Here is a 21,078-nt window from a genome sequence, read left to right on the forward strand (position 1 = left end):
GCACGGTCACGGCAGGTCCCAGATGCCCATCAGCGGCTGCGCGTCGGCGGCGTGTCCCAGCGGCGCAAACCCGTACATGTCCTCGAGGGTCCGGAGCAGGCTGTAGTGGTCGATGCGCTGGTCGCTGACGGTCCGGCGGACGGGCGCTCCGGCGACGATGGTCGCGATGTGGGTGGCGTCGGTGCCGCCGTCGAAGGTGACGATCAGCATGCTGTCGTGGTCCTGTGCCCAGGCGACGAACGGGGTGAGGTGCTCCCTTGCCCAGTCATCGCCCGCGGCGACGCCGCAGTCGTGCATGTCGTGGCACAGGTCCGGCATACGAAGGAGACCGTCGGCAGCTCCGCATAGTCGGTCGGCATCGCGCTGAAGGGCTGGTTCACCGAGGCAGGCAGGTCGGGAAAGTCCACCCAAGGGTCGTGCTTGCGCGCGTAGTCGCCGGTGCGGCAGCCGGTGTACCCGACCCTCGGCAGGCCTCGCTGTACCCGACGAACGACCGCCCGCTGGCGATGAGCTGGCTGCCCGGTTCTCACCGGAGAATTCCTGGGGGCAGCTGTCGTCGGTGACGCCCTGCGTGGAGCCGGAGAAGAGCGCCAGGTAGTTGGGCTGGCTCCCGCCCCTCGGTTGTCCGACCATCGTGGCGCACCCGGGGTCGTGGGCCCCGGGCCCCCGGCGGGGGGTGCCCCGCCGGGGGGAGTCGCAGCTCAGTCCTGAGCGTCTCCGGCGGACTCGGGCTGGTCGGGCGAGTCGGCCGAGTCGCTGGCGTCCTGGACCTGCTGGGCCAGCACCTGGCCGTTGCCGGCGTCGACGGTGACCTCGGTGACGGTGACGGTGCCGTTGGCCCCGTTGACCTCGACGCTGTAGACGACGAAGCCGTTCTCGGCGTCGAGGTCGGTCTCGGCCACGTTGCCCGGCACGGCGGCCAGGGCGGCCTGCTCGGCCTGCGGCTGGGAGACGGTGGCCAGCGCCTCGAGGGCAGCCTTCTCGGCACTGTCGATGGCGGAGGTCTCCTGGCCGTCGGCCTGCTCGGTCTCGGCCGGGGCCGCCACCGATCCCGGTGAAGGACGGGTCCTGGGCGTCCTGCTCGCTGCCCGGACCGCCGTCGGCCCCGTCGGCGTGCTCGCCGTCGGACTCCTGGCTGTCCGCGACCGTGACGCTGCTGGACGGGCTGGGGGTGCTGCCGGCAGCGGCGGCGATCGACGCGCCGCCCCCGACGACCACCGCGACGAGGACCCCGGTGGCGGCCAGCTTGCTCTTGGTGAGACGCAGGTTCATGTCTTCCTCCTTCGATCCAAGCGCCGGGGTGGCTGCTCGGTGTCCTCACTCTGCGTCGAGGGGGCTGTGACGATGCTGAGGTGCTGAGAGCCCTCTCAGCGGCGCCCGGCTAGGACCCGATGATCGCTCTACGCTGCGCCGGTGACTGCTCCGGTTCCCCGTGTGCGGAGACAGCAACAGTCGACGGTCGGTCCTCGACGCTCCCGGGTCGGGGTACGGATGCGGGCAACGGCCGCTGCCGTGCTGGTCGTCCTGGTGGCGCTGCTCCTCGCCAGCGCAGTACTCGTCTCCCTGGTGGGCCGCACGGTCCGGGAGCCGGTGACCACGGCGGTCCAGACCCGCGCCGAGGGGGTCGCCGCCGACCTGGCCGGTGGGGTGGGGGCGCTGCAGCTCGGCGGTTCCGACGACGGAGTGCAGGTGCAGATGGTGGCTGGTGACCGGGTGATCGCCGCCAGCCCTGGGCTTGCCGGCCTCGCACCGCTGTCCGACGTGCAGCCGCGTGCCGGGTCCACGACCTCGACCACCGTCGATGGACGGCTCCTCGGTGAGAACGGCGACAGCTACCGGCTGGTCGCGCTGGGTCTCACCCCGTCGACGGGCGCGGACCGGATCATCGCGTTGCAGTCCCTGGCGGTGGCCGAAAACACCGAAGCGCTGGTCAAGCGCCTGGCGGCGGTCGGCATCCCGGTACTGCTCCTGGTGGTGGGTGCTGCCACGTGGCTGTCGGTGGGGAGGGCGCTGCAGCCCGTCGAGGCGATCCGCGCACGGACGGCACGCATCCAGGCGGCCGACCTGTCCGCACGGGTACCGGTCCCCGTCGCGCGTGACGAGATCGCGTCCCTGGCGAACACGATGAACGCGATGCTGGCGCGGCTGGAGTCCTCGGCGCAGGCCCAACGCGCCTTCGTCTCCGACGCCGGTCACGAGATGCGCAGCCCGGTGGCCGCCATCCGCACCGAGATCGAGGTGGCCCAGCGCGCAGGTGTCGGGGAGACCACCCTCAGCGACGTGCTCAGCGAGACCGGACGACTCGAGCGCCTGGTCGACGACCTCCTGGTGCTCGCGCGGGCCGACGAGTCCCAGGTCCGCCTGCACCGGGTCGAGGTCGACCTCGACGACCTGACCGAGGCCGAATGTGCCCAGTTGCGCGACCGGGGGGTCACCGTCACCGCGACCATCGGCGCAGCGCGCGTCATCGGGGACAGGTCAGCGCTCGCGCGGGTGGTGCGCAACCTCGTGGACAACGCCGCCCCCGCCGCCGACGGGCGGGTGCACCTGGCGTGCGGGAGGGACGGCGAGGTCGAGGTCGAGGGGGCAGCATGGCTGGAGGTCAGTGACGACGGGCCGGGCATTCCTCCCGCCGACCGGGAGCGGGTGTTCGATCGATTCGTCCGGCTCGATGAAGCCCGTGCCCGTGAGGACGGCGGCAGCGGCCTGGGCCTGGCCATCGTGCGTGAGCTCGTCACGGCCCATGGAGGCTGGGTGCGGGTGCTCGACGGGACCATGCTCCCGGGCGCCCGGCTCCGCGTCTGGCTACCGGCTCAGCCGCCGTCGGGCGAGAACGCATAGCCGGCTCCCCGGACGGTCCGGATGCTCGAGCGGCCGAAGGGGAGGTCGATCTTCTTGCGCAGGTAGGACACGTAGATCTCGACGTTGTTGACGTCCCCGTCGAACGCCTCGTCCCACACCGCGTGCAGGAGGTGCGTCTTGCTGAGCACCACGTCGGCGTTGCGCATCAGGTAGGCCAGCAGCTCGAACTCGCGCGGGGTCAGGGTCAGCTCGGTCCCTGCCCGGGTGACCCGGTGCCGGGACGGGTCGAGTTCCAGGTCGCCGGCCCGCAGGACGCTGGGGCGGGTCGACGCGGCCCGGCGCACCAGAGAACGGAGCCGGGCGATGAGGACGACGAAGGAGAAGGGCTTGGTCAGGTAGTCGTCGGCGCCGAGGTCGAAGGCATCCGCCTCGTCGTACTCGCCGTCCTTCGCGGTGAGCATCAGGACCGGTGTCCGCACGGAGGCCTCGCGCAGCTGCTGGAGCACCCGGTAGCCCTGGAGACCGGGGAGCATGATGTCCAGGACGATCGCGTCGTAGGCGCCGGACATGGCTGCGTCCCGGCCGCTGATGCCGTCGTGCGTGAGGTCCACGGTGAAGCCGTCGGCGCGCAGTCCCCGGGCCACCGACTGGGCGAGTCGGACCTCGTCGTCGACCACCAGGACCTTCATCGTGTCGTCGTCCACAGGGGGCATCGTCACACCGCGCGGTTGAGAACGTCCTCAGCCAGGCCGGAGTTCACCGTCGCCTCACCTTCGGCTGGCCGCCTGCTCGCCGGCGCCCCGCGACCATCGGGAGGGTCGTGGGACTTCTCCAGGAGGCGTCGTGGCAGGAACGGGCATGTGGGTGGTGACAGGTGGAGCCGGTTACGTCGGTGGCCACGTGGTGGCGGCACTGCACGCGGCCGGCGTCGAACTGGTCGTGCTCGACGACCTGTCCACCGGGCGGGCTGACCGACTTCCACCGGAGGTCCGCCTCGTGCGCGGCCGGGTCGGGAACCGTGCGGTCCTCGACGGTGTCCTCGACGGAGCAGCCGGGGTCGTCCACCTCGCTGCGCTGACGTCGGCGCCGGAGTCCGTCGACTCACCCCTGGCCTACTACCGGGCCAACGTCACCGACGTCGCGACGCTGCTCGGGGCGATGACCGATCACCGGGTGCCCAACCTGGTGGCCAGTTCGTCGGCCGCGGTCTACGGCGGCCGCCCGAGGGACCCCGCGCCGGCGGCGTTTCCCGAGAACCACCGGCCTCGCCCGCAGAACCCCTACGGCACCACCAAGCTGGTGGGGGAGCACCTGATGAGCGAGGCCGGCGGCGCGGCCGGGATTGCGACCGTCGCGCTGCGCTACTTCAACGTGGTCGGCGCCGGCGCCCGGGAGCTGGCCGACAGCAGACCGGGCGGTCTGCTGCCTCGCGTGTTGGCCGCCCGGCGAGACGGAGTGCACCTCGTCGTCAACGGCCGCACACACCCCACTCCCGACGGCAGTGCCGTCCGGGACTTCGTCCATGCCGCGGACGTCGCCTCCGCGCACGTGGCCGCGGTGTCCCGGTTGTCATCCGGCGGGCGAGGGGCCGCGGTCTACAACGTCGGTACGGGTCGGGGGGCCTCCGTCCTCGACGTGCTCGCCCGGACCGAGGCCGTCACCGGCGGCCCCGTGCCGTGGGTCGACGGGCCGCCCCGGGTCGGGGATGCGTCCTGCGCGGTGGCGGACACCTCCCTCATCGCCCGAGAGCTCGGCTGGCACGCCGAGCGGGATCTCGACGAGTCGATCGCCTCGGCGTGGGCGGCGATGACGTCGTCCGCCCCGGTCACGACTCCTCGGCGCCGGCTGGCACGAGCAGGGTGAAGACCGGCGGCCGGAGCCGGGAGAGCAGCAGTCGTCCGCCGTCCGCCTCGGCCAGACTGCGCGCCAGCGACAGGCCGATCCCGTGTCCTCGGGCGCCTTCCGCGCGCCGGTGGAACAACAGGTCGGGGTCGGGCGGTCCGGCTCCCTCGTCGGCGACGTCGATCGCCAGCACCCCGCCGGCATCGCGGACCGCCAGCGTGACCGTGCCCGCGCCGTGGTCCACCGCGTTGTCGAGCAGCACGCCGATCACCTGCCGCACCGCCGCAGCGGACGCCCGACCGGTGGGCAGCTCCTCCTCGACGGTGACGTCCAGGGACCGCCCCTGACCGGCCAGCACGGGCCGCCAGGCAGTGGCCACCTCCGCCACCACGTCGGCGACCGGGAGCAGGGCGCCCCGCGGACCGGCGTCCCGGGCGAGGGAGAGCAGGTCCTCGATGGTCCGTTCGAGCTGGTCAGCGGACTCGATGGCGGCCAGCATCGCCGCGCGCTGGCCGACGGCCGGTTGCTCCAGAGCGGTCTCCAGCCCCAGGCGCAGGCCGGTCAGCGGCGTGCGCAACTGGTGGGACGCGTCCGCTGAGAAGGACCGCTCCCGGTCGACGAGGGCACCCAGCCGGTGCGCGGTCGTGTCCAGGGCCCGGCCGGCCTCGTCGATCTCCGGGATGCCGCTGGTACCCGTTCGCACGCTGAAGTCGCCGTCGCCCAGACGGTGCGCGGTCGCGGCCAGCGACTCCAGCGGCAGCGCCAGCCGCCGGGCCTGCCGCCGGGCGAGCAGCCAGGTCACTGACACCGCGAGGGCCCCCAGGCCGAGCATGAGGGCCCACGCGGTGGCGATCCTGGTCCGCACCGACGAGTAGTCGCTGGCCGCGCGGACGATCCCGGTGACCTCGGCCCCGTCGGTCACCGGCACGGCCACCACCAGTTGTCCCGACGTATCGTCCGCGCTGGCCACCCGCCCGTTGCCCGCGTGACGGACCACGGCGTCCGCCCGCGCCGGGCCGACGCCCGCCAGCCGGGCACCGTCGGTCGCGTAGAGGCCGACCGTGATGTCGCCGTCGGTGCCGGGCAGGTCCGTGGGCGGCCGTCCCCGGAGCACGTCGGCGGCCACCGCGATGGCGACGGTGTCGGCGGCCCGTTCGGCCTCTGCACGCTCGTCACCGAGGAAGTACTGGGCAACGCCGTAGGCGAGCGGGATCCCGAACAGGCTGGTCGCCAGCACCGCGGCGAACACGCTGAGCACCACGATCCGTCTGCGCACGGTCGCAGTGTGCCCGCCGGACCGTGCTCAGCCGGCCGGAGACTCGAGCCGGTAGCCGTGCCCACGCAGGGTGGTGATCGGCGGAGGCGCCGGATCGCCCATCGCGGCGAGCCGGCGTCGTACGGCCGCGACGTGGACGTCGAGGGTCTTCGTGGAGCCGAACCAGTGGGCGTCCCAGACGTCGGCCATCAGCGTCTCGCGGCTGACCGCGGTCCCGGCGTCGATGGCCAGCCGGGCGAGGAGGTCGAACTCCTTGGTCCGCAGCTGCACCTCGGCGCCGCCCAGGGTCACCCGCCGGGCAGCGACGTCGACGACCAGGTCGCCGATGGTCAGGACGGCGTCGGCCGGGGGCAGGGTCGCGCTGCGACGGAGGTGCGCCCGCACCCGGGCGAGCAGCTCACCGAACCGGAAGGGCTTGGTGAGGTAGTCGTCGGCGCCGGCCTCCAGCCCCACGACGACGTCCATCTCCTCCGCCCGGGCCGTGAGCATCACGATCACGGTGCCGGGCAGGGCGGCGCGGATTCGGCGGCACAGCTCCACCCCGTCCAGGTCGGGGAGGCCCAGGTCCAGGAGCACGAGGTCGAAGCCGCGCCCGTTGACCGCGGCCATCGCTCCGTGGGCGGTGCGCTGCCAGGAGATGGCGTGGCCGTGAGCGCGCAACCCCGTGGTGAGGGCGGTGCCGATCGTCTCGTCGTCCTCGACGACCAACAGCTCGGCCACGACGTCACGGTAGATCGCCGGATCCCGGCCGGCTCTCTTTGCCGTCCGCTCACCTGGGCATGGCCCGGCAATGGCAGGGCCCGGCTCAGGATCGGTGGCACAGCCGATCAAGGAGCCCGCATGACCGCCCAGCTCACGACACCGCCGCTCGCACCCCCGGCCGACCCGGCGCGGCCCGGCGTCCGCCCTCGGGTGCTGGTGATCAGCGGCAGCGTCGGCGCCGGGCACGACGGCGCCGCGAACGAGCTGGCCGCCCGCCTCGCTGTCGAGGGTGCGGAGGTGGTCGTCCGCGACTTCCTCGACGCGGTCCCGCACCTGGTCGCCCGCTTCCTCCGCGACGGGTACACCGGCAGCGTCACGCACGTCCCGTACGCCTTCGAGTACCTCTTCCGGCGGCTGGAACGCCGCGGCCTGCTGTGGCGGGTCGAGCAGGCGCTCTGTGCCGCCGCCGCTCCGGCCATGTCCAGCTGGGTCACCGACGTCCGACCCGACGTGGTGGTGTCGACCTATCCGCTCGCCTCCCAGACACTCGGTGCGCTGCGCCTCGACGGTCGACTGGGCGCCCCGGCGATGACCTACCTCACCGATCCGGCCGTACACGCCAGCTGGCTGCACCCCGGCGTCGACGCGCACCTCACGGTGACGGCTGCCACGGCCGCTCAAGGCGCCCTCGACTACGGGCGCCCGTTCACCCTCGCGGGGCCGCTGGTGCCCAGCCGGTTCGGCGCCCCACTGCCGCTCGACGTCCTCGTCGACGTCCGCCGCGAGCTCGGCCTGACCGCCGGCCCGCCGGTGGTCCTCATCGTCGCCGGCTCACTGGGCCTCGGCGACCTGCTCCCGACGGTGCGCGACGTAGCGGCGGCCGGGCTCACGCCGCTGGTGCTGTGCGGGCGCAACGCTGCCTTGCGCCGACGGGTCGCCGCCGAGCCCGGCACCGTCGCGCTGGGGTGGCGGACCGACGTCCATCGGTTGATGCAGGTGGCTGACGTGCTGGTCCACAACGCCGGCGGACTGTCCTGCACGGAGGCGTGGGTGGCGGGACTGCCGACCGTGACATACCGGCCCATCCCCGGCCACGGCCGCGCGAACGCCCGGGTGCTGCACGAGGCGGCCCTGGCCCCGTGGGCGCGGACGCCCGCCGAGCTGGCCCACTGCCTGCGCGCGGCGCTGGGCCGGGACCGGACCCCGCCGGCACTCGGCGACCCGACGAGCGTCGTGCTGGCCGCGCTGCTCCCGTCCGCGGTCGGGGTGGCGTGAACCCCCGTCGATGGGCCGCCGGGGTGGCCGTCCCACTGCTCGGTGTCGCTCTGGTGCACGGCGGTCCCGCGCTGACCGCCCGCGGTCCGCTGCGGCGGGCGATGCCCCGCCTGTCCGGTCAGGGGCAGCCGGGTGGAGTGGCGCTGACCTTCGACGACGGGCCTGACCCAGCGGGTACGCCGGCGGTGCTCGACGCGCTGGCCCGGCTGGGGTGGACGGCGACGTTCTTCCTGCTCGGCAGCCAGGTCGACCGCTACCCGGAGGTGGCCCGCTCGATCGTCGCCGCAGGTCACGAGGTGGGCGTGCACGGCTACGAGCACCACAACCACCTGACCCGGTCGAGCAGCTGGGCGCGGCGCGATCTCGGGCGGGCCTGCGGGCAGATCGCCGCCGTGACCGGCAGCCGCCCGAGGTGGTTCCGTCCGCCCTACGGGGTGCTGAGCGCCGGATCGCTGCGTGCCGCCGCGCAGCTGGACGTGACCCCGGTCCTCTGGACGGCGTGGGGCCGCGACTGGGAGGGACGGCCGGCCGATCACGTGCTCGGGCACCTGCTCCGGTCACTCGACGACGGCGGCACCGTGCTGCTGCACGACTCCGACTGCACCAGCCGGCCGGGCGCCTGGCGATCGGCTGTCGAGGTGCTCCCCGCGCTGGCGACCGAGCTGGAGCGCCGGGGGCTCGCGGTCCGTCCGCTGCGCTCTCACCTGGCCCGGTCCGGATGACCGCGGTCCTGCTCGCACTGGCCTCGGCGCTGGCGTTCGCCACCGCCACCGTCGTCCAACACCGGGCGGCGGCAGCCGCTCCCATGGGCGGTGGTCCGGTCCCGGCCGTCGGGCTGATGGGCCGGCTGATCCGGCAGCCGGCCTGGCTGGCGGGGCAGGCAGCTGCCGTCGTGGGCCTGACGCTGCACGCACTGGCGCTCTCCGCCGGACGGGTGGTCCTGGTGCAGCCGCTGATGTCCAGCGGACTCGTCCTCGCGCTCGTCCTCGGTGCGCTGGTCGACCGACGGCACACCGACCGGCAGCTGCCCGACCTTTCCGAGTGGACGGCCGCCGCCGTGGTGGCCGCCGGGCTGACCACCTTCCTCCTCGCGGCCCGGCCTTCCGGCGGAGTGGACGTGGCCCGCCCGTTCCCGCTGCTGGCCTGCGTGCTCGGCGCGTTCCTGGTCGCGACAGCTGCTGCCGTGTGGAGCGCGGGACCGGGCGCGCGGCACCGGACCCGCTGGCTCGCCTCGGCCGCCGGCGTCGGCTTCGGGGTCACCGGACTGGTCCTCAAGGAGGTGGTCGCCCGACCACTGTGGCCGGTGGGCTGGCCACTGGCGGCGCTGCTCGGAGTCGGGGGCGTCTCGGTCGTGCTGGCGCAGTGGAGCTATCGGTCCGGATCGCTCATCCAGTCCCTGCCGCTGATGACCGTCCTGGAACCACTGGTCGCGATCCTCGGGTCCGGGCCGGTGTTCGGAGAGCGCCTGGCTCCCGGCGCCGCGGCCCACGCGGCTCAACTCGTCGGCGTCCTCGAGCTCGGTCTGGGCGTCGTCCTGCTGTCCCGACGTGCGGCGAGGCGGGAGACGGGTCGACCAGCGACCGCCGGCCTGCCCCCCTGCCCGTCCGACACGTCGTCGTCCCGAGGAGGTCGTGCCCGTGAACGCGTTGCGAGCTGATCGCCGCCCTCGGGCGCGCCGGTCCCTCCTGGAGACCGTCCGCGGCCGGCGGGGGGCGCTCGCCGGGCTCCTCGTCGTCGCCGGCCTGCTCTACTCGCTCGGCCTGTCCGCCTCGGGCTGGGCGAACGCCTATTACTCGGCAGCTGCCCAGGCCGGTGCGCTGAACTGGCGCGCCATGCTGTTCGGGGGGCTGGACCCCAGCGGTGGCATCACCGTGGACAAGCCACCGGCCTTCCTCTGGCTCCCCGCGCTGTCGGTGCGCCTGTTCGGGCTGACGACACAGTCGCTGCTCCTGCCGCAGGCGGCGTTCGGCGTCGCCTCGGTGGCCCTGCTCTACGGCACGGTCCGGCGGCAGGCACTGGGCATCGTCTCCGGGTCCCCGCGCGCGGACGAGCGCGGGCCGTCCCACGAGGCGCGGGCGGCGGCCGTCGGTCTGTTTGCGGCGGCTGCGCTGGCCGTAACGCCGGTGGTCACGCTGATGGCGCGGTACGACAACCCCGACGCTCTGATGGTGACGCTGTCGGTGGGCGCGGCCTACGCACTCGTCCGTTCGGTGGCGGCGTCCCGGGGCGGCGGAGTCTGGTTGGCGCTGGCGGGCGCACTGCTGGGCCTGGCCTTCCTGACCAAGCTCCTGCAGGCGTGGCTGGTGCTGCCCGCGTTCGTGGCGGTGGCCCTGGTCGCGGGTGCGGGCACGATCGGGCGGCGCCTGGCGCGGGTGCTGGGAGCGGCGGCGGCGATGGTCGCGGCGGCTGGGTGGTGGGTTCTCCTGGTGCAGCTGACCCCGGCAGCGGACCGTCCCTGGATCGGTGGCAGCCAGCACAACAGCGTGGTGGAGTTGGCCCTCGGTTACAACGGTCTGGGCCGGGTGACGGGCCAGGAGGGTGGTGGCGGGGCAGCGGACGTCGCCCGGCCGGCGAACTGGTTCCGGCTGTTCGGGTCGTGGACGCCCGAGGCGGGCTGGCTGCTGCCCGCGGCGCTCGCCGCCCTCGTCTCCGGCTGGGTGCTCACCCGGGGCCGGGACCGGCGGGACCCTGTCCGGGCGGGGCTGCTCTTGTGGGGCGGCTGGCTGCTCGGGGCCGGCGTCGTCCTCAGTTCCCTGCGCGGGATCTCGCACAGCTACTACGCCGTGCAGCTCGCCCCAGCCATCGCCGGCTCCGTCGCGTTGGGCGGCGCACTGCTGTGGCAGCGCGCCTGGTCGCCGGGTGGAGCGGCGTGGGCGAGATGGGTGCTGGCGGTCGGGGTGGTCGTCAGCGCTGCCTGGTCGACCGGGTTGCTGGTGAGCCGGCCGGCGTGGCCGTTGAGCACCGCGCCGCTGGCACTCATCGCCGCGGCGGTCGCGGTGCTGGGCATCTCGCGGGCCGGGGCCCGGTGGACCCGGCGGCTGGTCTCGGTCGCCGCCGTGGCCGCGCTCCTGGTCGGGCCGGCGACCTGGTCGGTGGCCACTGCCTCGTCGGTGCACCGAGGGGCCAACGTCGCCTCTGGTCCCGGGGTGACCCAGGCGTACACCCCTGCCGAGTTCAGCCAGGACAGCGCCACGAACACCCGACTGCCACTGACCGTCGTCGACACCGTTCGGTCCGGGTCGGCCGGTTACGACTGGGTTGCTGCGGTGGCCGGACGACGAGCGGCTGACCTCCAGCTGGCCAGCGGGGCGCCGGTGTGGTCACTGGGCGGCTTCAACGGCCGGGACCCGCACCCGACGCTGGACGAGTTCGTCGTCGCGGTGGCCGACCGCCGGGTGCACTACCTGGTGCTGGACGGGCCGGCTCGGGCGGGGAGCACGCCGGCCGACCAGATCGGGCGGTGGGCGTCCCAGCGCGTTCCGGTGCAGCGGATGGGGAGGTGGTTCCTCTTCGACCTGAGCGGCCTCGCTGGCGCGGGCGCGTCCGGCGGATCGCCGCCGGCTCCCCTCGACGGCGCCTCGGCGGCCCGTGCCGACGCCGTTCCCGCACCTCGCTCGCTCAGCACCCCCTCAACGGGGGAGACGTACACAACAGTCATGAAGGGACGTGCACCGTGCTCATCGACGCATCCACCGACGTCATGATCGCCGACCGGGTCGGCGGCGCGGAACTTCCCCTGCCGGTTGTGGACGTGGTCATCCCGGTGCACGACGAGGAGACCGACCTCGAGCCGTGCCTGCGCCGGCTGCACGCGCACCTGTCCGAGCAGCTGCCCTATCCGTTCCGGATCACCGTGGCGGAGAACGCCAGCACCGACTCCACCGTGGCCGTCGCGCGCCGGGTGGCCGCCGAGCTGCCCGGCGTCCGCCTGGTCGAACTCCCCGAGGCCGGCCGGGGCCGGGCGCTGCGCACGGCCTGGTTGGCGTCGGAGGCACCGGTGCTGGTCTACATGGACGTCGACCTGTCCACCGACCTCGCCGCGCTGCTGCCGCTGGTCGCACCGCTGATCAGCGGCCACTCCGACCTGGCCATCGGCACCCGGCTGGCCCCGTCGTCCCGGGTGGTGCGGGGAGCGAAGCGGGAGGTGATCTCCCGGGGCTACAACCTGCTGCTGCGCGGCGCGCTGGCCACCCGGCTGTCGGACGCCCAGTGCGGGTTCAAGGCCATCCGGGCCGACGTCGCCGCCCAGCTGCTGCCGCTGGTGGAGGACACCGGCTGGTTCTTCGACACCGAGCTGCTGGTGCTCGCCGAGCGCTGCGGTCTGCGCATCCACGAGGTGCCCGTGGACTGGGTCGACGACCCGGACAGCCGGGTGGACATCGTGGCCACGGCGAAGGCTGACGTGGCCGGCATCGTCCGGATGCTGCGGGCGCTGGCCGCCGGCCGGCTGCCCGTCGCCGAGCTCCGCGCCCAGCTGGGCCGCTCTCCGCTGCCCGGCCCGCTGCTCGACCCGGTCCCCGGCGTCCCGGCCGGACTGGTCGGCCAGCTGGTCCGCTTCGCCGTCATCGGGGTGCTGTCCACGCTGGCCTACCTGGTGCTCTTCGTGCTGCTGCGCGGCGCGCTGCACGCCCAGGCTGCCAACCTGGTGGCGCTGGGGTTCACCGCGGTCGCGAACACCGCGGCCAACCGGCGGGTCACCTTCGGCATCCGCGGCGGCGCCGGTGCGGCCCGCGCGCAGGTGCAGGGGCTGGTGGTCTTCGGCCTCGGCCTGGCGCTGACCAGCGGCGCGCTCGCCGGCGTGCACGCCCTCGCCCCCAACCCCGGCCGGAGCACCGAGCTGGCCGCCCTGATCGCCGCGAACGCGCTGGCCACGCTGCTGCGCTTCGTCCTGCTCCGCGCCTGGGTCTTCCGCTCCGGGACCGCGCCGTCCCTCGGCGGGGACAGCCTGCCGCGAGGACGGGTCAACGTTCGGGGAGATCTCCCCTCAGCACTCTCTCAGCGCTGAGCGCTCACCGCGCCGGAGATCTCGCAGTGGCACCGAAGGGGCAGACTCGAGTGCGGGTGTGGATGGCAGGTGAGGCGAGGTGGCTCCGCCGAACGACGGGACAAGAAGGCCCGGTTCCGAATAGGAATCGCGCCTTCTTGTATTCGTCAGCGTGTGCGGGCGGGAATGCGCCTCAACCGATCAAGGAGCCAGCCGCCGGCCAGGCCGAGGGAGGCCCAGAGGACCGCCAGTTGGCCGAGTGAGGCCAGTCGGAAGTCCCACACCACGGCCGCGGGGACGTCGGCGGGGATGGCGTCCGGGCTGTCCGGCAGCAGGAGCACGATCAGCGCCACCAACGCGACGCCGGCCGCCGTGCCCGCCGCGGCGACGGCAGCGGTGCTCGTGCCCCGCCGGTGCAACGCGCTGACCAGCAGAGCGACGAGGACCGTGGCCACGATGCCGCTGGCCAGCACCGCCCCGTAGATCGCCGTCCGGCTCCCCACCGTGGTGGGGTCCCCGACTGCCGGCGGGTTCCCCGGGATCTTCACCGCGGGCAGCAGGGCGAAGATGGCGAAGCCGATCGTCGTCAGAGTGATCAGGCGAACGCCGTCCGTGCGACCGGGCACCCGGTGCCGCACCGCCGCGTACACCGTGGCGACCACGAGGGAGAACGCGACCGCCGCCACGACGGTGCCCAGGAACCCACCGATGAGCTGGGTGGGGCGGCTGAACGTCTCGACGGAGTGCTCGCCGGTCTCCGCGGCGCGGGCCTTCTCCAGTGCCAGCGCCGGGCTGATGGCACGTTCGGTGACGAGGAGCTGCCAGGTTCCGGACAGCACGCCGGCGGCGACACCAGCGAGCGCCAGCCGAGCCAGCAGCGCAGAGAACGGCGGTGCTGGATCGGTTGCGGCGCGGAGTTCGGCGGTGGCATGCCTCAGTGGCATGGCACGCCCAGCGCGTGCCGGGCGTCGTGGAAAAACTCGTGGGCGACGCCACCGGCCTGCGCGAGCACCGCCCCGTTGTCCTGGGCGACCAGATAGAGCGCGAAGATCGCGAGCAGGGCGAGGGCCCACGCCCAGGCCGGAACGGCGACGCGCGGGACGGCGATGCGGGGGTGGGCGTACGGGGATGAGGTCATGACTGTGGGTCCCTTCTTCCATGCCTCGTGGAGGTGGTGCGGTGGTGCTGCAGCCGGTGTCTGGCTATCGGGGACTGCTCCCCGGTGACAGTGGCGAGGACCGCGCCGGAATCTCACCGGCTTCCCTGCACTGCAGCGGACGGGACGCTACGGGGTTACCGCCCGCAGGCCAACCCCCACGTCGGCCCGGTCTTCCGGCGCGCGGTCAGGAGCGGGTGAGGACGCAGTCGGCGCACGTGCCGGCGCCGGGCAGCCGGTAGAACAGGCAGCAGGAGCGGCGGGCGAACGAGCCGTCGCACCGCCGTTCGCCGGTGCCGGCGAGGGGGCCGGTGGCCAGCAGTGCGTCCAGGACGGCGGTCGACCGGTGGGTCAGATCCGGCCTCGCGGTGACAGCGATGGTCAGGGCACCGGCGACCGCGGAGACGACGTTGCCGACCAGCACCTTCTCCGACAGCCCGGTCATTGCCGCGACGAGTGCCGTCCAGGGGCGGACCAGGGGCGTGAGCCAGTGCTGCGACAGCTCCTCGGCCACTGCAGCCGGGGAGCCGACATCGACAGCCGAGACCCCGGTCAGCGCCAAAGGCAGCGGGTTGGACCCGGCCAGCCGGAGGTGGACGCCGCCGGCTGAAACGACCGGGAGGACTCCACCGGCGACGGCCGCGCCGATCGCGGGGGCCAGCAACCGGCCGACCAGGCCCAGGTGCACCAGCGAGGCGACAACCCGCTTCTCAGGAACGACACCAGCGCTCAGCGCCGTCTGGACCTCCGCGGCTCGGGCGGTGAACACGGCTGGATCGGCCAGCAGGCCGGCCCAGCTGACCCAGTCCGCGCCCGGCGCCGGATGCAACCTGAAAAACGGGCCCAGGGCGGCGCCGACCCGCAGCGCGGAGGGCACCTCGTCATCGTGCACGTCCCTGAGCATGGCGGGTGGGAGCCCACGGCACCGGGTCGGTGCCGCAGAAGACGGTGGTTCGCCACGCGTCCACGGGTGTGGACGCGTGCTCCTGCGGCCAGCCCTGTTCGAGCATTGGGTTCACCGTGACCTCGTCGAGCACGACGTCGGCGGGGCGGCGGCGATCCAGGTGATGAGCCGGGCCACCTGGTCCGGAGCGAGCGCGTCCGCGGGGGGCTGATCACGGGTCACCCCGCCGTGGCGTGGCTCGCCCGCCGACACCGCAGCGCTGCACCCCTCAGCGCCTGAGCCGACTGTGGTCCGGGCCGACCTCTGAATCGATCCGGACCACAGCACGGCGATGATGCGTAGGCGACCAGGATCCGCCCCGGGCTGCGCGGGCTCCTCATCCGCCCCGCGTACCGACGGCTGTGGATCGCCCGGACCGTTTCGCAGATCGGGGATGTCGCCCAGTTCACGACCATCGCTTTGCTGTTCGTGACCTTGACCGGCTCGGGACTCGGCGTCTCCGGGGCAGCAGCAGCCTCACCACGTCAGGGAGCAGCCGCAGCACGTCCTTCATCTGGACGTCCTTGGGCTTGAGCGATAGCCGCCGCTCTGACGACGCCGACGTCTCGCTGGCCGCGCTCTATGTGGCTGATTGCGATTCGGTCCACTCCCGCTCGCTCAGCCAGGTCGGCCTGCGTAAGCCCGGGCCTTCTCCCGCAGCTTGCGCACGCGGGCGCCGAAGCGCGCGAGTTGCTCCTCGCGGTCGGCATCGGGCGTCGATTCACGCTCTCCGGACAGGGTCGTTACACCCGATCGTCGCCCGAGGGTCTGACGGAACCAGCGAGTTTGGGTGTCGATCTTCCGAGACTCGACCGCGTCGAGACACGGCAGGTATGCGAAGCCGGAACCGGCGCGCCGCATGACGCTCGCTGCGACTGTTTCCGCAGGGCAGAGCCGCCATCGGAGCCGCTATCCGATCCGTGTGAGAAGCATGAACCTCTCTGGGTGGGCAGGGGCGGGGTCGAACCGCCGACCTCTCGCTTTTCAGGCGAGCGCTCGTACCGACTGAGCTACCTGCCCCCACCGGCGCCGTGGAACAGCACCGGGTGGCGACCCTGACGGGACTCGAACCCGCGACCTCCGCCGTGACAGGGCGGCGCGCTAACCAACTGCGCTACAGGGCCTTGCTGTGGTGCCGTGCCGCGTGCAGCACGGTCGTGCGTGCCCCCAACGGGGTTCGAACCCGTGCTACCGCCTTGAAAGGGCAGCGTCCTGGACCGCTAGACGATGGGGGCTCGTGGTCGCCGGAGGCAGGGAGAACCATACATGTCCCATCGGGTGCGCTGGGCACCACCCCTCCCGGGCGACCCCCGACGTGTCGTGTCGGTGGGCGCCCCGCCGGCTGTGCCTCTGGGGCATGCGCCGCCGACGATCGATTGCCGCCGTCTCCTGATGACCGGGCCGTCCCGCTCCCGCGCTGTCCGTGCTGACCGGCTGCGGGAACGGGACGGCCCCCGGGGAGGCGGCCAGCTCCGCCACCGCGTCGGGGACGACCGAGGAGCCGGCTGCCTCGCAGCGCGGCGGCCCCGAGCGGTGCCGGTGGCGGGTCGCCGCCGTTACCGGCCGACGTCCGGCCCGACACCGCGGAGCAGGTGGACGCCGCGGGGCTGACGGTGCCCGACGTCCGGGTCGGCGCGCACGACGGCTTCGACCGGGTGGTCCTCGAGCTTGCCGGCCAGGGCATGTCCGGCTGGGACGTCGAGTACGTCGACAGCGCGACCGCGGAGGGCACCGGGGACCCGGTCGACCTGGCCGGCCCGGTCTACCTGCGGGTCGTCCTGAGGGGCAGCAGCTATCCCTACGAGTCCGGGGGGCCAGGCGACCCGTGGCCGCGTCCCGGTGGGCGACACCGCCGCGGTTACCGGCGCCTTCCACGACGGCACCTTCGAGGGACAGTCGCTGGCCTACAGCGGCGTCCCGGCGCAGACCCCGTTCCGGGTGTACGCACTCGACGGCCCGACGCGGGTCGTGGTGGAGGTCGCTACCTCCTGAGCGCTCCGGAGGGCTCAGGCCGCGCTGGCGGTGAGCTTCACGGAGCCCTCGGTGACCGTGGTGCAGGTGAGCGACAGCGGGCCGGCGGAGACGCTCTCGCCCTGCGCGCAAGAGACGCTGGCGTCGCCCACCGACAGCGTTGCGCGGCCATCCTGGGTGCCGACGAAGGCCAGTGGGGTGCCCAGGATCTTGGCCTCGGCGCCGTCCCCGCTCAGCGTGGCGGTGCACGTCGTACCTGAGCAGGAGACGTTGTCCGAGGAGAAGCTGCAGGCGGCCAACGGGAGCGTCAGCAGGACGGCGGCCACAGCACCGGCGGCCAGCCGGGCGGGACGACGGGTCAGCAGGCTCGACATGGCCGAAGCCTAGGGGCGGGAGGCCCGCCGATCACTCGCGCCGGGCGGAGCCGGTGGAGAACACCCAGGCGCGCAACGCCACGAACCGCACCAGACCGATGGCCCCGGTGACGCCGGTGACCAGTGCGATCTGCACCAGTGGTCTCACGTCGCCGACCAAGGTCTGGAAGCCGGCCAGCGCCAGAGAGGTGGCGACCAGGCCGATGACGGCCAGCCCGCCGCCCTCCCACTGGGCGGTGAACCAGGACACCTGGCCACCGGCATGGAAGGTGAGCCGGCGGTGCAGCTCGTTGGCCAGCAGGGTCGAGGCGATGGCGCCGGCCAGGTTCGCCACCTGGTCACCGGCCACGTCGGCGGCGACGAACACCAGCCCGTAGAGCAGGGTGGAGAGGGCTCCGACGACCACGTACCGGGCGAACTGGCCGAGCGTGTCGTCGCCCCGCAGGTGGCCCCGGGCGCGCACCGCCGCATCGGCGACCCGATGGATGCCGGTGACCGTCAGGTCGGACACGTGCCCACCCGTCGCGCCGGCCAGAGGGCCGCGATGGAGCAGGGACGGGCAGGTCACCGGGTTTCCTCCAGTCGGATGGCGCACAGAAAGTGGGTCGGTGCACCAGGCAACCGCGACGTCCCGGGTTCATTCCCCAGCGCCACGGCACTTCCCCGGTGACGTCGCTCACGCGCCCCATGCTGGACGCACGGTCTGGACCTCACGGCGACCTCACAGCGAGTGGTTCGCAGCGTCGCAGCCGAACGGTTCAGGGTCGGTCCATGGACCTCCTGTCTGAGCTCTACGACCCCCGCAGCAGTGGCGCCCTGGTGCGCGCGCACCCGCCCGCCCGCCTGCGGCGCGGCGAGCGACGTGGTCTCCGACGCGGTGTGGGGCGGCGTCCTGGGCCTGGTTCGCTGGACGCCGACGCGGTGGGTGCCGCGGCGGTCGGCTTGGTCGCCGAGAGCGCCGACTGGGAATGGGTGGGATGACTTCGTCATCGCGGTCGGGCGGCGGGTTCCGGAGGCCGGAAGGTGGGTAGGGGCAACCGCATGAGCCTGCTGGGTGTGCTGGACCGGATCGCCGACAAGCCGACCTTCGACAAGGCCATCGAGCCGGCCCGCAAGGCGGTCAACGCCCTGCCGCAGCCGGTCAAGGACCTGCTGCACGGCACCTGGCTGGGCCATCCGCTGCACCCGGTGCTGGCCCAGGTGCCCGTGGGGTCGTGGCTCTCGGCCGGGATCCTGGACGCGATCCCGGCGACCCGCCCCGCCGCGGCGTTGCTGATCGGCACTGGCGTGGCCGCGGCGGTCCCCACGGCGATGAGCGGGGCGGCCGACTGGTCGGAGCAGGACGTCGGTGTCAGGCGGCTGGGCGCGGTGCACGCCGTGGCCAACACCGCGGCGCTGGGCCTGTACGTCGGCTCCCTGGTCGCCCGGGCCAAGGGCTCCGGAACGCTGGGGCGGGTTCTGGCCTACAGCGGGCTGGGCCTGGCGAGTGGCTCGGCGGCCATCGGCGGCCACATGTCCTACTCGCAGTCCTCCGGAGCCTCCCACTCGGCCACCGCCGCCCGGTCGCTCACCCACGACTGGATCGACCTGGGCCCGCTGGACGACCTGCCGGACAACGCGCCGACGCTGCGCACCGGCGAGGGTCAGGGCGCTCCGGTGCCGCTGGCCGTCGTCCGCCGGGGGGCCAGGGTCGACGTGTTCGTGAGCTCCTGCTCGCACCTGGGTGGCCCGTTGGCCGAGGGCACGGTCGAGCAGGTGCGCGGCTCGGACTGCCTGGTCTGCCCGTGGCACGGCTCAGCCTTCGAGCTGGAGGAGGGTCAACCGCGGCGTGGCCCGGCGGCCAGCGCGCAGGAGAAGCTCGAGGTGCGGTACGTCGCCGGCCGGGTGCAGGCGCGGCTGGCGGGGCGCCACATCGAGGGCTGAGCGCCCCACGTCGCGCGGCCATGTGGAGGGCGGCGGGCGGGACGGGGCTCGTCGCCGTTGCTGCTGGCCGGGTGCGGCGGCAGCTCGTCGTCCCCGGTATCCACGGCGTTCGCAGGGGCCGGCCGGACGGTGCCGGCCGTCGCGGGCATCGGGGCGAGGCCGTGCCTCTCCGCACGGACGAGGCGGTCGGCCGCCAGGTCCAGGTGCGGCTGACCGACACCGGGACGGCGCCCTTCACGGTCACAGCGGTGGCGATCGACTCTCCGGGCTTGGTTGCCCTCCCCCCCACCGTCGTGCACACCACGTTCGCGCCGGGCTGACGATCGACCTGCCCACGCCGTTCGGCGCGGTCGACTGCGCGGCGGAGGCCGACCCTGCGGCGGCGCCGGCTGACGGTCAGCCGGGACGGCGGCGCTCCCGAGGAGCTGCGGGTGCCACTGACCGACGGCAGCCTCGCCCAGGTGCACACCGAGGAGTGCGCGGTGGCCGGTGTGCTGGAGATGGTCGACATCGGCCTGACGGAGCCGGCCGAGGCCCCGGACGGGCGCGGGCGCTGACCGGCACGGTGCGGCTCACCCGGACGGCCGGCGATCAGCCCGTCGAGGTGGTCGCCCTGGAGCGCAGCGTGCTGCTCACGCCGGCCGTAGGCCGCGACCTGCCGGTCACCCTGCGACCGGGCGACGACGAGCTGGCGCTCCCGGTGACGTTCGCCCTGGCCAACTGTGAATCGCACGTGCTGGCCGGGACCAAGAAGCCGTTCGTCTTCCCGCTGAGTGTCGCGGTAAGCGACCGCGACCCGGTCGCCGTCGATCTGCCGGCGAACGAGGCGCAGCGGGCGGTGTTGCTGGGGCTGGTCAAGCGGGTCTGTGGCTGAGGCGGTTCGGTCGCCGTCGCCGCGGGCACCAGGGGGTGGTGTTCTTGCTCTTCTCCAACCGCCTGGGCTGCCTTGACAGCCTGCTGCTGTCCGCCGCCCTCACCGTGCTCCTGCTCGTGATCTTCCACGTCCTCTGAGCTGGGGGCTGCGTCTGGGAGACTTACTCGCGCCGGGCCTCTAGCTCAACTGGCAGAGCAGCGGACTTTTAATCCGCGGGTTGTGGGTTCGATCCCCACGGGGCCCACCGAGCAAGCCGCTGACCAGCGGATTCTCCCCTCGCTGCGAGCGTACTCGCCGCGAAAGCGGGACGTCGCCGCGCTTTACCCCCATCTTTGCGTCCCGCGCCTCAGCGCTCCATCGCTCGCACGTCGCGCGAGGCGATCGCTCGGCCGGAGCCATCGAGGTAGCCGGCCGCAGCCCTCCGACGGACCAGCTCGATGGTCAGCGGGGAAGCGGCGGATGGATGGGGTCGACGGCGCGGGCCTCGAGGTAGGCGTCGAGGTCGGTCTGCCAGAAGCGCAGGGAGCGGCCGGCGTAGGTGAACTTGACCCGCCGTTCGGCGACGAGCCGGTAGATGAGGCGCCGGCCGCAGCGGAGGTAGTCGGCGGCGCTGTCAACGTCGTGCAGTTGGTCGCCGGCGTTGAGCGACGGTCGGGGGCCGAGGTTGTCCCGGGTCTCGTGGAAGTTGAGGTGGCGGTCCCCCGCCTGCACCGGCCGTGAGGTAGGTGTTGGGCGTCCGCCAAGACACCGCTTCAGACAGGGGACCGCCGTGACCAAGAAGTACCAGAACGACAAGATCGACACGCCCGTCGGCGACGGGCTCGTCGTGCCCGAGCGGGTGAGTGTGGCGATGGCCGACATCGCCGGGTCGATGCGCGAAGGCCTGCTGGCGTTGGCCGTGGGCACCGGCCTGCAGGTCATGGCGGCGCTGATGGAGTCCGACGTGACCGCGGTGG

25 protein-coding genes, 4 tRNA genes, 1 pseudogene and 1 riboswitch are annotated in these 21,078 nt (G+C 73.5%); of the genes and pseudogenes, 15 read left to right on the forward strand and 15 right to left on the reverse strand.

Translation table 11 applies throughout. The features are described from left to right. Positions 1-6: 6 nt before the first annotated feature. Positions 7-318, reverse strand: coding sequence for an alkaline phosphatase family protein (locus BLW04_RS17940; RefSeq protein WP_091544398.1), 312 nt, complete (start codon positions 316-318; stop codon positions 7-9). A gap of 383 nt (positions 319-701) precedes the next feature. Further along, entirely contained in the window at positions 702-1,046 is a 345-nt protein-coding gene (locus BLW04_RS17945) for a PepSY domain-containing protein (RefSeq protein WP_175484125.1), read from the reverse strand. Between the two features lie 445 nt (positions 1,047-1,491). On the opposite strand from BLW04_RS17945, the gene BLW04_RS17950 reads away from it, so the two are divergent. Further along, a complete protein-coding gene (locus BLW04_RS17950) occupies positions 1,492-2,841 on the forward strand; it encodes a sensor histidine kinase (protein ID WP_091544405.1) in 1,350 nt (449 codons plus the stop codon). Here the strand turns inward: BLW04_RS17950 and BLW04_RS17955 are convergent. Next, positions 2,814-3,515, reverse strand: a complete 702-nt coding sequence (locus BLW04_RS17955; RefSeq protein WP_254781755.1) for a response regulator transcription factor — start codon at positions 3,513-3,515, stop codon at positions 2,814-2,816. The two genes, BLW04_RS17950 and BLW04_RS17955, sit on opposite strands and share 28 nt — an antisense overlap. Before the next feature lie 130 nt (positions 3,516-3,645). Here BLW04_RS17955 and BLW04_RS17960 point away from each other — a divergent pair, with 130 nt between their 5' ends. Then, the gene (locus tag BLW04_RS17960; RefSeq protein ID WP_254781757.1) at positions 3,646-4,665 is read left to right on the forward strand and encodes an NAD-dependent epimerase/dehydratase family protein; all 1,020 of its coding nucleotides are present in this window, start codon (positions 3,646-3,648) and stop codon (positions 4,663-4,665) included. On the opposite strand, the gene BLW04_RS17965 is transcribed toward BLW04_RS17960, so the two are convergent. Further along, complete coding sequence (locus tag BLW04_RS17965) at positions 4,628-5,920, reverse strand: sensor histidine kinase (RefSeq protein ID WP_091544410.1); 1,293 nt, start codon at positions 5,918-5,920, stop codon at positions 4,628-4,630. The genes BLW04_RS17960 and BLW04_RS17965 overlap by 38 nt on opposite strands. Before the next feature lie 27 nt (positions 5,921-5,947). Then, positions 5,948-6,640, reverse strand: coding sequence for a response regulator transcription factor (locus tag BLW04_RS17970; protein WP_091544415.1), 693 nt, complete (start codon positions 6,638-6,640; stop codon positions 5,948-5,950). Between the two features lie 120 nt (positions 6,641-6,760). Between BLW04_RS17970 and BLW04_RS17975 the strand changes: the two genes are divergently transcribed. The 5 genes from BLW04_RS17975 to BLW04_RS17995 are packed head-to-tail and all read left to right on the forward strand — an operon-like array spanning position 6,761 to position 12,902. Then, positions 6,761-7,897: an MGDG synthase family glycosyltransferase gene (locus tag BLW04_RS17975; RefSeq protein WP_091544417.1), complete on the forward strand. Its 1,137-nt coding sequence runs from the start codon at positions 6,761-6,763 to the stop codon at positions 7,895-7,897. Further along, positions 7,894-8,619, forward strand: a complete 726-nt coding sequence (locus tag BLW04_RS17980) for a polysaccharide deacetylase family protein (protein ID WP_091544420.1) — start codon at positions 7,894-7,896, stop codon at positions 8,617-8,619. The genes BLW04_RS17975 and BLW04_RS17980 overlap by 4 nt, the downstream gene beginning before the upstream one ends. Continuing rightward, positions 8,616-9,554, forward strand: coding sequence for a DMT family transporter (locus BLW04_RS17985; protein ID WP_091544423.1), 939 nt, complete (start codon positions 8,616-8,618; stop codon positions 9,552-9,554). The genes BLW04_RS17980 and BLW04_RS17985 overlap by 4 nt, the downstream gene beginning before the upstream one ends. After that, positions 9,535-11,601 carry a mannosyltransferase YkcB-related protein gene (locus tag BLW04_RS17990; protein WP_091544426.1) on the forward strand — a complete coding sequence of 689 codons (2,067 nt, stop codon included), beginning with the start codon at positions 9,535-9,537 and terminating at the stop codon, positions 11,599-11,601. Before BLW04_RS17985 ends, BLW04_RS17990 begins: the two co-directional genes overlap by 20 nt. Continuing rightward, a complete protein-coding gene (locus BLW04_RS17995) occupies positions 11,571-12,902 on the forward strand; it encodes a bifunctional glycosyltransferase family 2/GtrA family protein (protein WP_254781759.1) in 1,332 nt (443 codons plus the stop codon). The genes BLW04_RS17990 and BLW04_RS17995 overlap by 31 nt, the downstream gene beginning before the upstream one ends. A 146-nt stretch (positions 12,903-13,048) precedes the next feature. Here BLW04_RS17995 and BLW04_RS18000 read toward each other — a convergent pair whose 3' ends face one another. The 7 genes from BLW04_RS18000 to BLW04_RS18030 form a co-directional block, all read right to left on the reverse strand. Beyond that, positions 13,049-13,825: a CbtA family protein gene (locus BLW04_RS18000; RefSeq protein ID WP_091544430.1), complete on the reverse strand. Its 777-nt coding sequence runs from the start codon at positions 13,823-13,825 to the stop codon at positions 13,049-13,051. Then, the gene (locus BLW04_RS18005; RefSeq protein ID WP_091544433.1) at positions 13,816-14,019 is read right to left on the reverse strand and encodes a CbtB-domain containing protein; all 204 of its coding nucleotides are present in this window, start codon (positions 14,017-14,019) and stop codon (positions 13,816-13,818) included. Before BLW04_RS18005 ends, BLW04_RS18000 begins: the two co-directional genes overlap by 10 nt. 33 nt (positions 14,020-14,052) lie before the next feature. Further along, a riboswitch (cobalamin riboswitch) is annotated at positions 14,053-14,169 on the reverse strand. Positions 14,170-14,224: 55 nt separating this feature from the next. Beyond that, the gene (locus tag BLW04_RS18010; RefSeq protein ID WP_139306897.1) at positions 14,225-14,929 is read right to left on the reverse strand and encodes a (2Fe-2S)-binding protein; all 705 of its coding nucleotides are present in this window, start codon (positions 14,927-14,929) and stop codon (positions 14,225-14,227) included. 536 nt (positions 14,930-15,465) lie between these two features. Further along, a complete protein-coding gene (locus tag BLW04_RS29730; RefSeq protein WP_091544440.1) occupies positions 15,466-15,690 on the reverse strand; it encodes a helix-turn-helix transcriptional regulator in 225 nt (74 codons plus the stop codon). Between the two features lie 236 nt (positions 15,691-15,926). Further along, positions 15,927-16,000, reverse strand: a tRNA-Phe gene (locus BLW04_RS18020). A gap of 27 nt (positions 16,001-16,027) precedes the next feature. Continuing rightward, positions 16,028-16,104: transfer RNA gene (locus BLW04_RS18025), tRNA-Asp, on the reverse strand. Between the two features lie 38 nt (positions 16,105-16,142). Next, a tRNA-Glu gene (locus tag BLW04_RS18030) sits at positions 16,143-16,215 on the reverse strand. Positions 16,216-16,819: 604 nt separating this feature from the next. Between BLW04_RS18030 and BLW04_RS26885 the strand changes: the two genes are divergently transcribed. Beyond that, complete coding sequence (locus tag BLW04_RS26885) at positions 16,820-16,972, forward strand: AMIN-like domain-containing (lipo)protein (protein WP_175484126.1); 153 nt, start codon at positions 16,820-16,822, stop codon at positions 16,970-16,972. Positions 16,973-16,986: 14 nt separating this feature from the next. Here the strand turns inward: BLW04_RS26885 and BLW04_RS18040 are convergent, their stop codons facing one another. Then, on the reverse strand, positions 16,987-17,325 hold the full coding sequence (locus tag BLW04_RS18040; RefSeq protein WP_091544447.1) for a hypothetical protein: 339 nt from the start codon (positions 17,323-17,325) through the stop codon (positions 16,987-16,989). A 31-nt stretch (positions 17,326-17,356) separates the two neighbouring features. After that, positions 17,357-17,836, reverse strand: a complete 480-nt coding sequence (locus BLW04_RS18045; RefSeq protein WP_254781761.1) for a GtrA family protein — start codon at positions 17,834-17,836, stop codon at positions 17,357-17,359. Positions 17,837-18,096: 260 nt separating this feature from the next. On the opposite strand from BLW04_RS18045, the gene BLW04_RS26060 reads away from it, so the two are divergent. The 6 genes from BLW04_RS26060 to BLW04_RS18065 all read left to right on the forward strand — a co-directional run bounded on the left by BLW04_RS26060 (position 18,097) and on the right by BLW04_RS18065 (position 20,366). Continuing rightward, positions 18,097-18,306 carry a hypothetical protein gene (locus tag BLW04_RS26060; protein ID WP_139306898.1) on the forward strand — a complete coding sequence of 70 codons (210 nt, stop codon included), beginning with the start codon at positions 18,097-18,099 and terminating at the stop codon, positions 18,304-18,306. 60 nt (positions 18,307-18,366) lie between these two features. After that, positions 18,367-19,248 carry a Rieske (2Fe-2S) protein gene (locus tag BLW04_RS18050; RefSeq protein ID WP_091544455.1) on the forward strand — a complete coding sequence of 294 codons (882 nt, stop codon included), beginning with the start codon at positions 18,367-18,369 and terminating at the stop codon, positions 19,246-19,248. Positions 19,249-19,409: 161 nt separating this feature from the next. Beyond that, complete coding sequence (locus BLW04_RS26890) at positions 19,410-19,568, forward strand: hypothetical protein (protein ID WP_175484127.1); 159 nt, start codon at positions 19,410-19,412, stop codon at positions 19,566-19,568. 111 nt (positions 19,569-19,679) lie between these two features. Then, the gene (locus BLW04_RS29225; protein ID WP_256375493.1) at positions 19,680-19,805 is read left to right on the forward strand and encodes a hypothetical protein; all 126 of its coding nucleotides are present in this window, start codon (positions 19,680-19,682) and stop codon (positions 19,803-19,805) included. Positions 19,806-19,813: 8 nt separating this feature from the next. Then, positions 19,814-20,122, forward strand: coding sequence for a hypothetical protein (locus BLW04_RS18060; protein ID WP_091544460.1), 309 nt, complete (start codon positions 19,814-19,816; stop codon positions 20,120-20,122). A 171-nt stretch (positions 20,123-20,293) separates the two neighbouring features. Next, positions 20,294-20,366: transfer RNA gene (locus BLW04_RS18065), tRNA-Lys, on the forward strand. Between the two features lie 197 nt (positions 20,367-20,563). Here BLW04_RS18065 and BLW04_RS26065 read toward each other — a convergent pair. Then, the gene (locus BLW04_RS26065; RefSeq protein ID WP_217631099.1) at positions 20,564-20,833 is read right to left on the reverse strand and encodes an excisionase family DNA-binding protein; all 270 of its coding nucleotides are present in this window, start codon (positions 20,831-20,833) and stop codon (positions 20,564-20,566) included. Between the two features lie 58 nt (positions 20,834-20,891). Between BLW04_RS26065 and BLW04_RS18075 the strand changes: the two are divergent. Then, positions 20,892-21,078 (forward strand): annotated as a pseudogene (locus BLW04_RS18075) (IS256 family transposase); the annotation flags it as partial.

The organism is Modestobacter sp. DSM 44400, assembly GCF_900107175.1.
Lineage (GTDB): Bacteria > Actinomycetota > Actinomycetes > Mycobacteriales > Geodermatophilaceae > Modestobacter.

Excerpts from the sequence above, each read along its gene's own strand:
- BLW04_RS17940 (WP_091544398.1), bottom strand. The coding sequence starts at position 318 with ATGCCGGACCTGTGCCACGACATGCACGACTGCGGCGTCGCCGCGGGC.
- BLW04_RS17950 (WP_091544405.1), top strand. The coding sequence starts at position 1,492 with ATGCGGGCAACGGCCGCTGCCGTGCTGGTCGTCCTGGTGGCGCTGCTC.
- BLW04_RS17955 (WP_254781755.1), bottom strand. The coding sequence starts at position 3,515 with ATGCCCCCTGTGGACGACGACACGATGAAGGTCCTGGTGGTCGACGAC.
- BLW04_RS17975 (WP_091544417.1), top strand. The coding sequence starts at position 6,761 with ATGACCGCCCAGCTCACGACACCGCCGCTCGCACCCCCGGCCGACCCG.
- BLW04_RS17985 (WP_091544423.1), top strand. The coding sequence starts at position 8,616 with ATGACCGCGGTCCTGCTCGCACTGGCCTCGGCGCTGGCGTTCGCCACC.
- BLW04_RS18000 (WP_091544430.1), bottom strand. The coding sequence starts at position 13,825 with ATGCCACTGAGGCATGCCACCGCCGAACTCCGCGCCGCAACCGATCCA.
- BLW04_RS18005 (WP_091544433.1), bottom strand. The coding sequence starts at position 14,019 with ATGACCTCATCCCCGTACGCCCACCCCCGCATCGCCGTCCCGCGCGTC.
- BLW04_RS29730 (WP_091544440.1), bottom strand. The coding sequence starts at position 15,690 with ATGCCGACCGCGAGGAGCAACTCGCGCGCTTCGGCGCCCGCGTGCGCA.
- BLW04_RS18040 (WP_091544447.1), bottom strand. The coding sequence starts at position 17,325 with ATGTCGAGCCTGCTGACCCGTCGTCCCGCCCGGCTGGCCGCCGGTGCT.
- BLW04_RS26060 (WP_139306898.1), top strand. The coding sequence starts at position 18,097 with ATGGACCTCCTGTCTGAGCTCTACGACCCCCGCAGCAGTGGCGCCCTG.
- BLW04_RS18050 (WP_091544455.1), top strand. The coding sequence starts at position 18,367 with ATGAGCCTGCTGGGTGTGCTGGACCGGATCGCCGACAAGCCGACCTTC.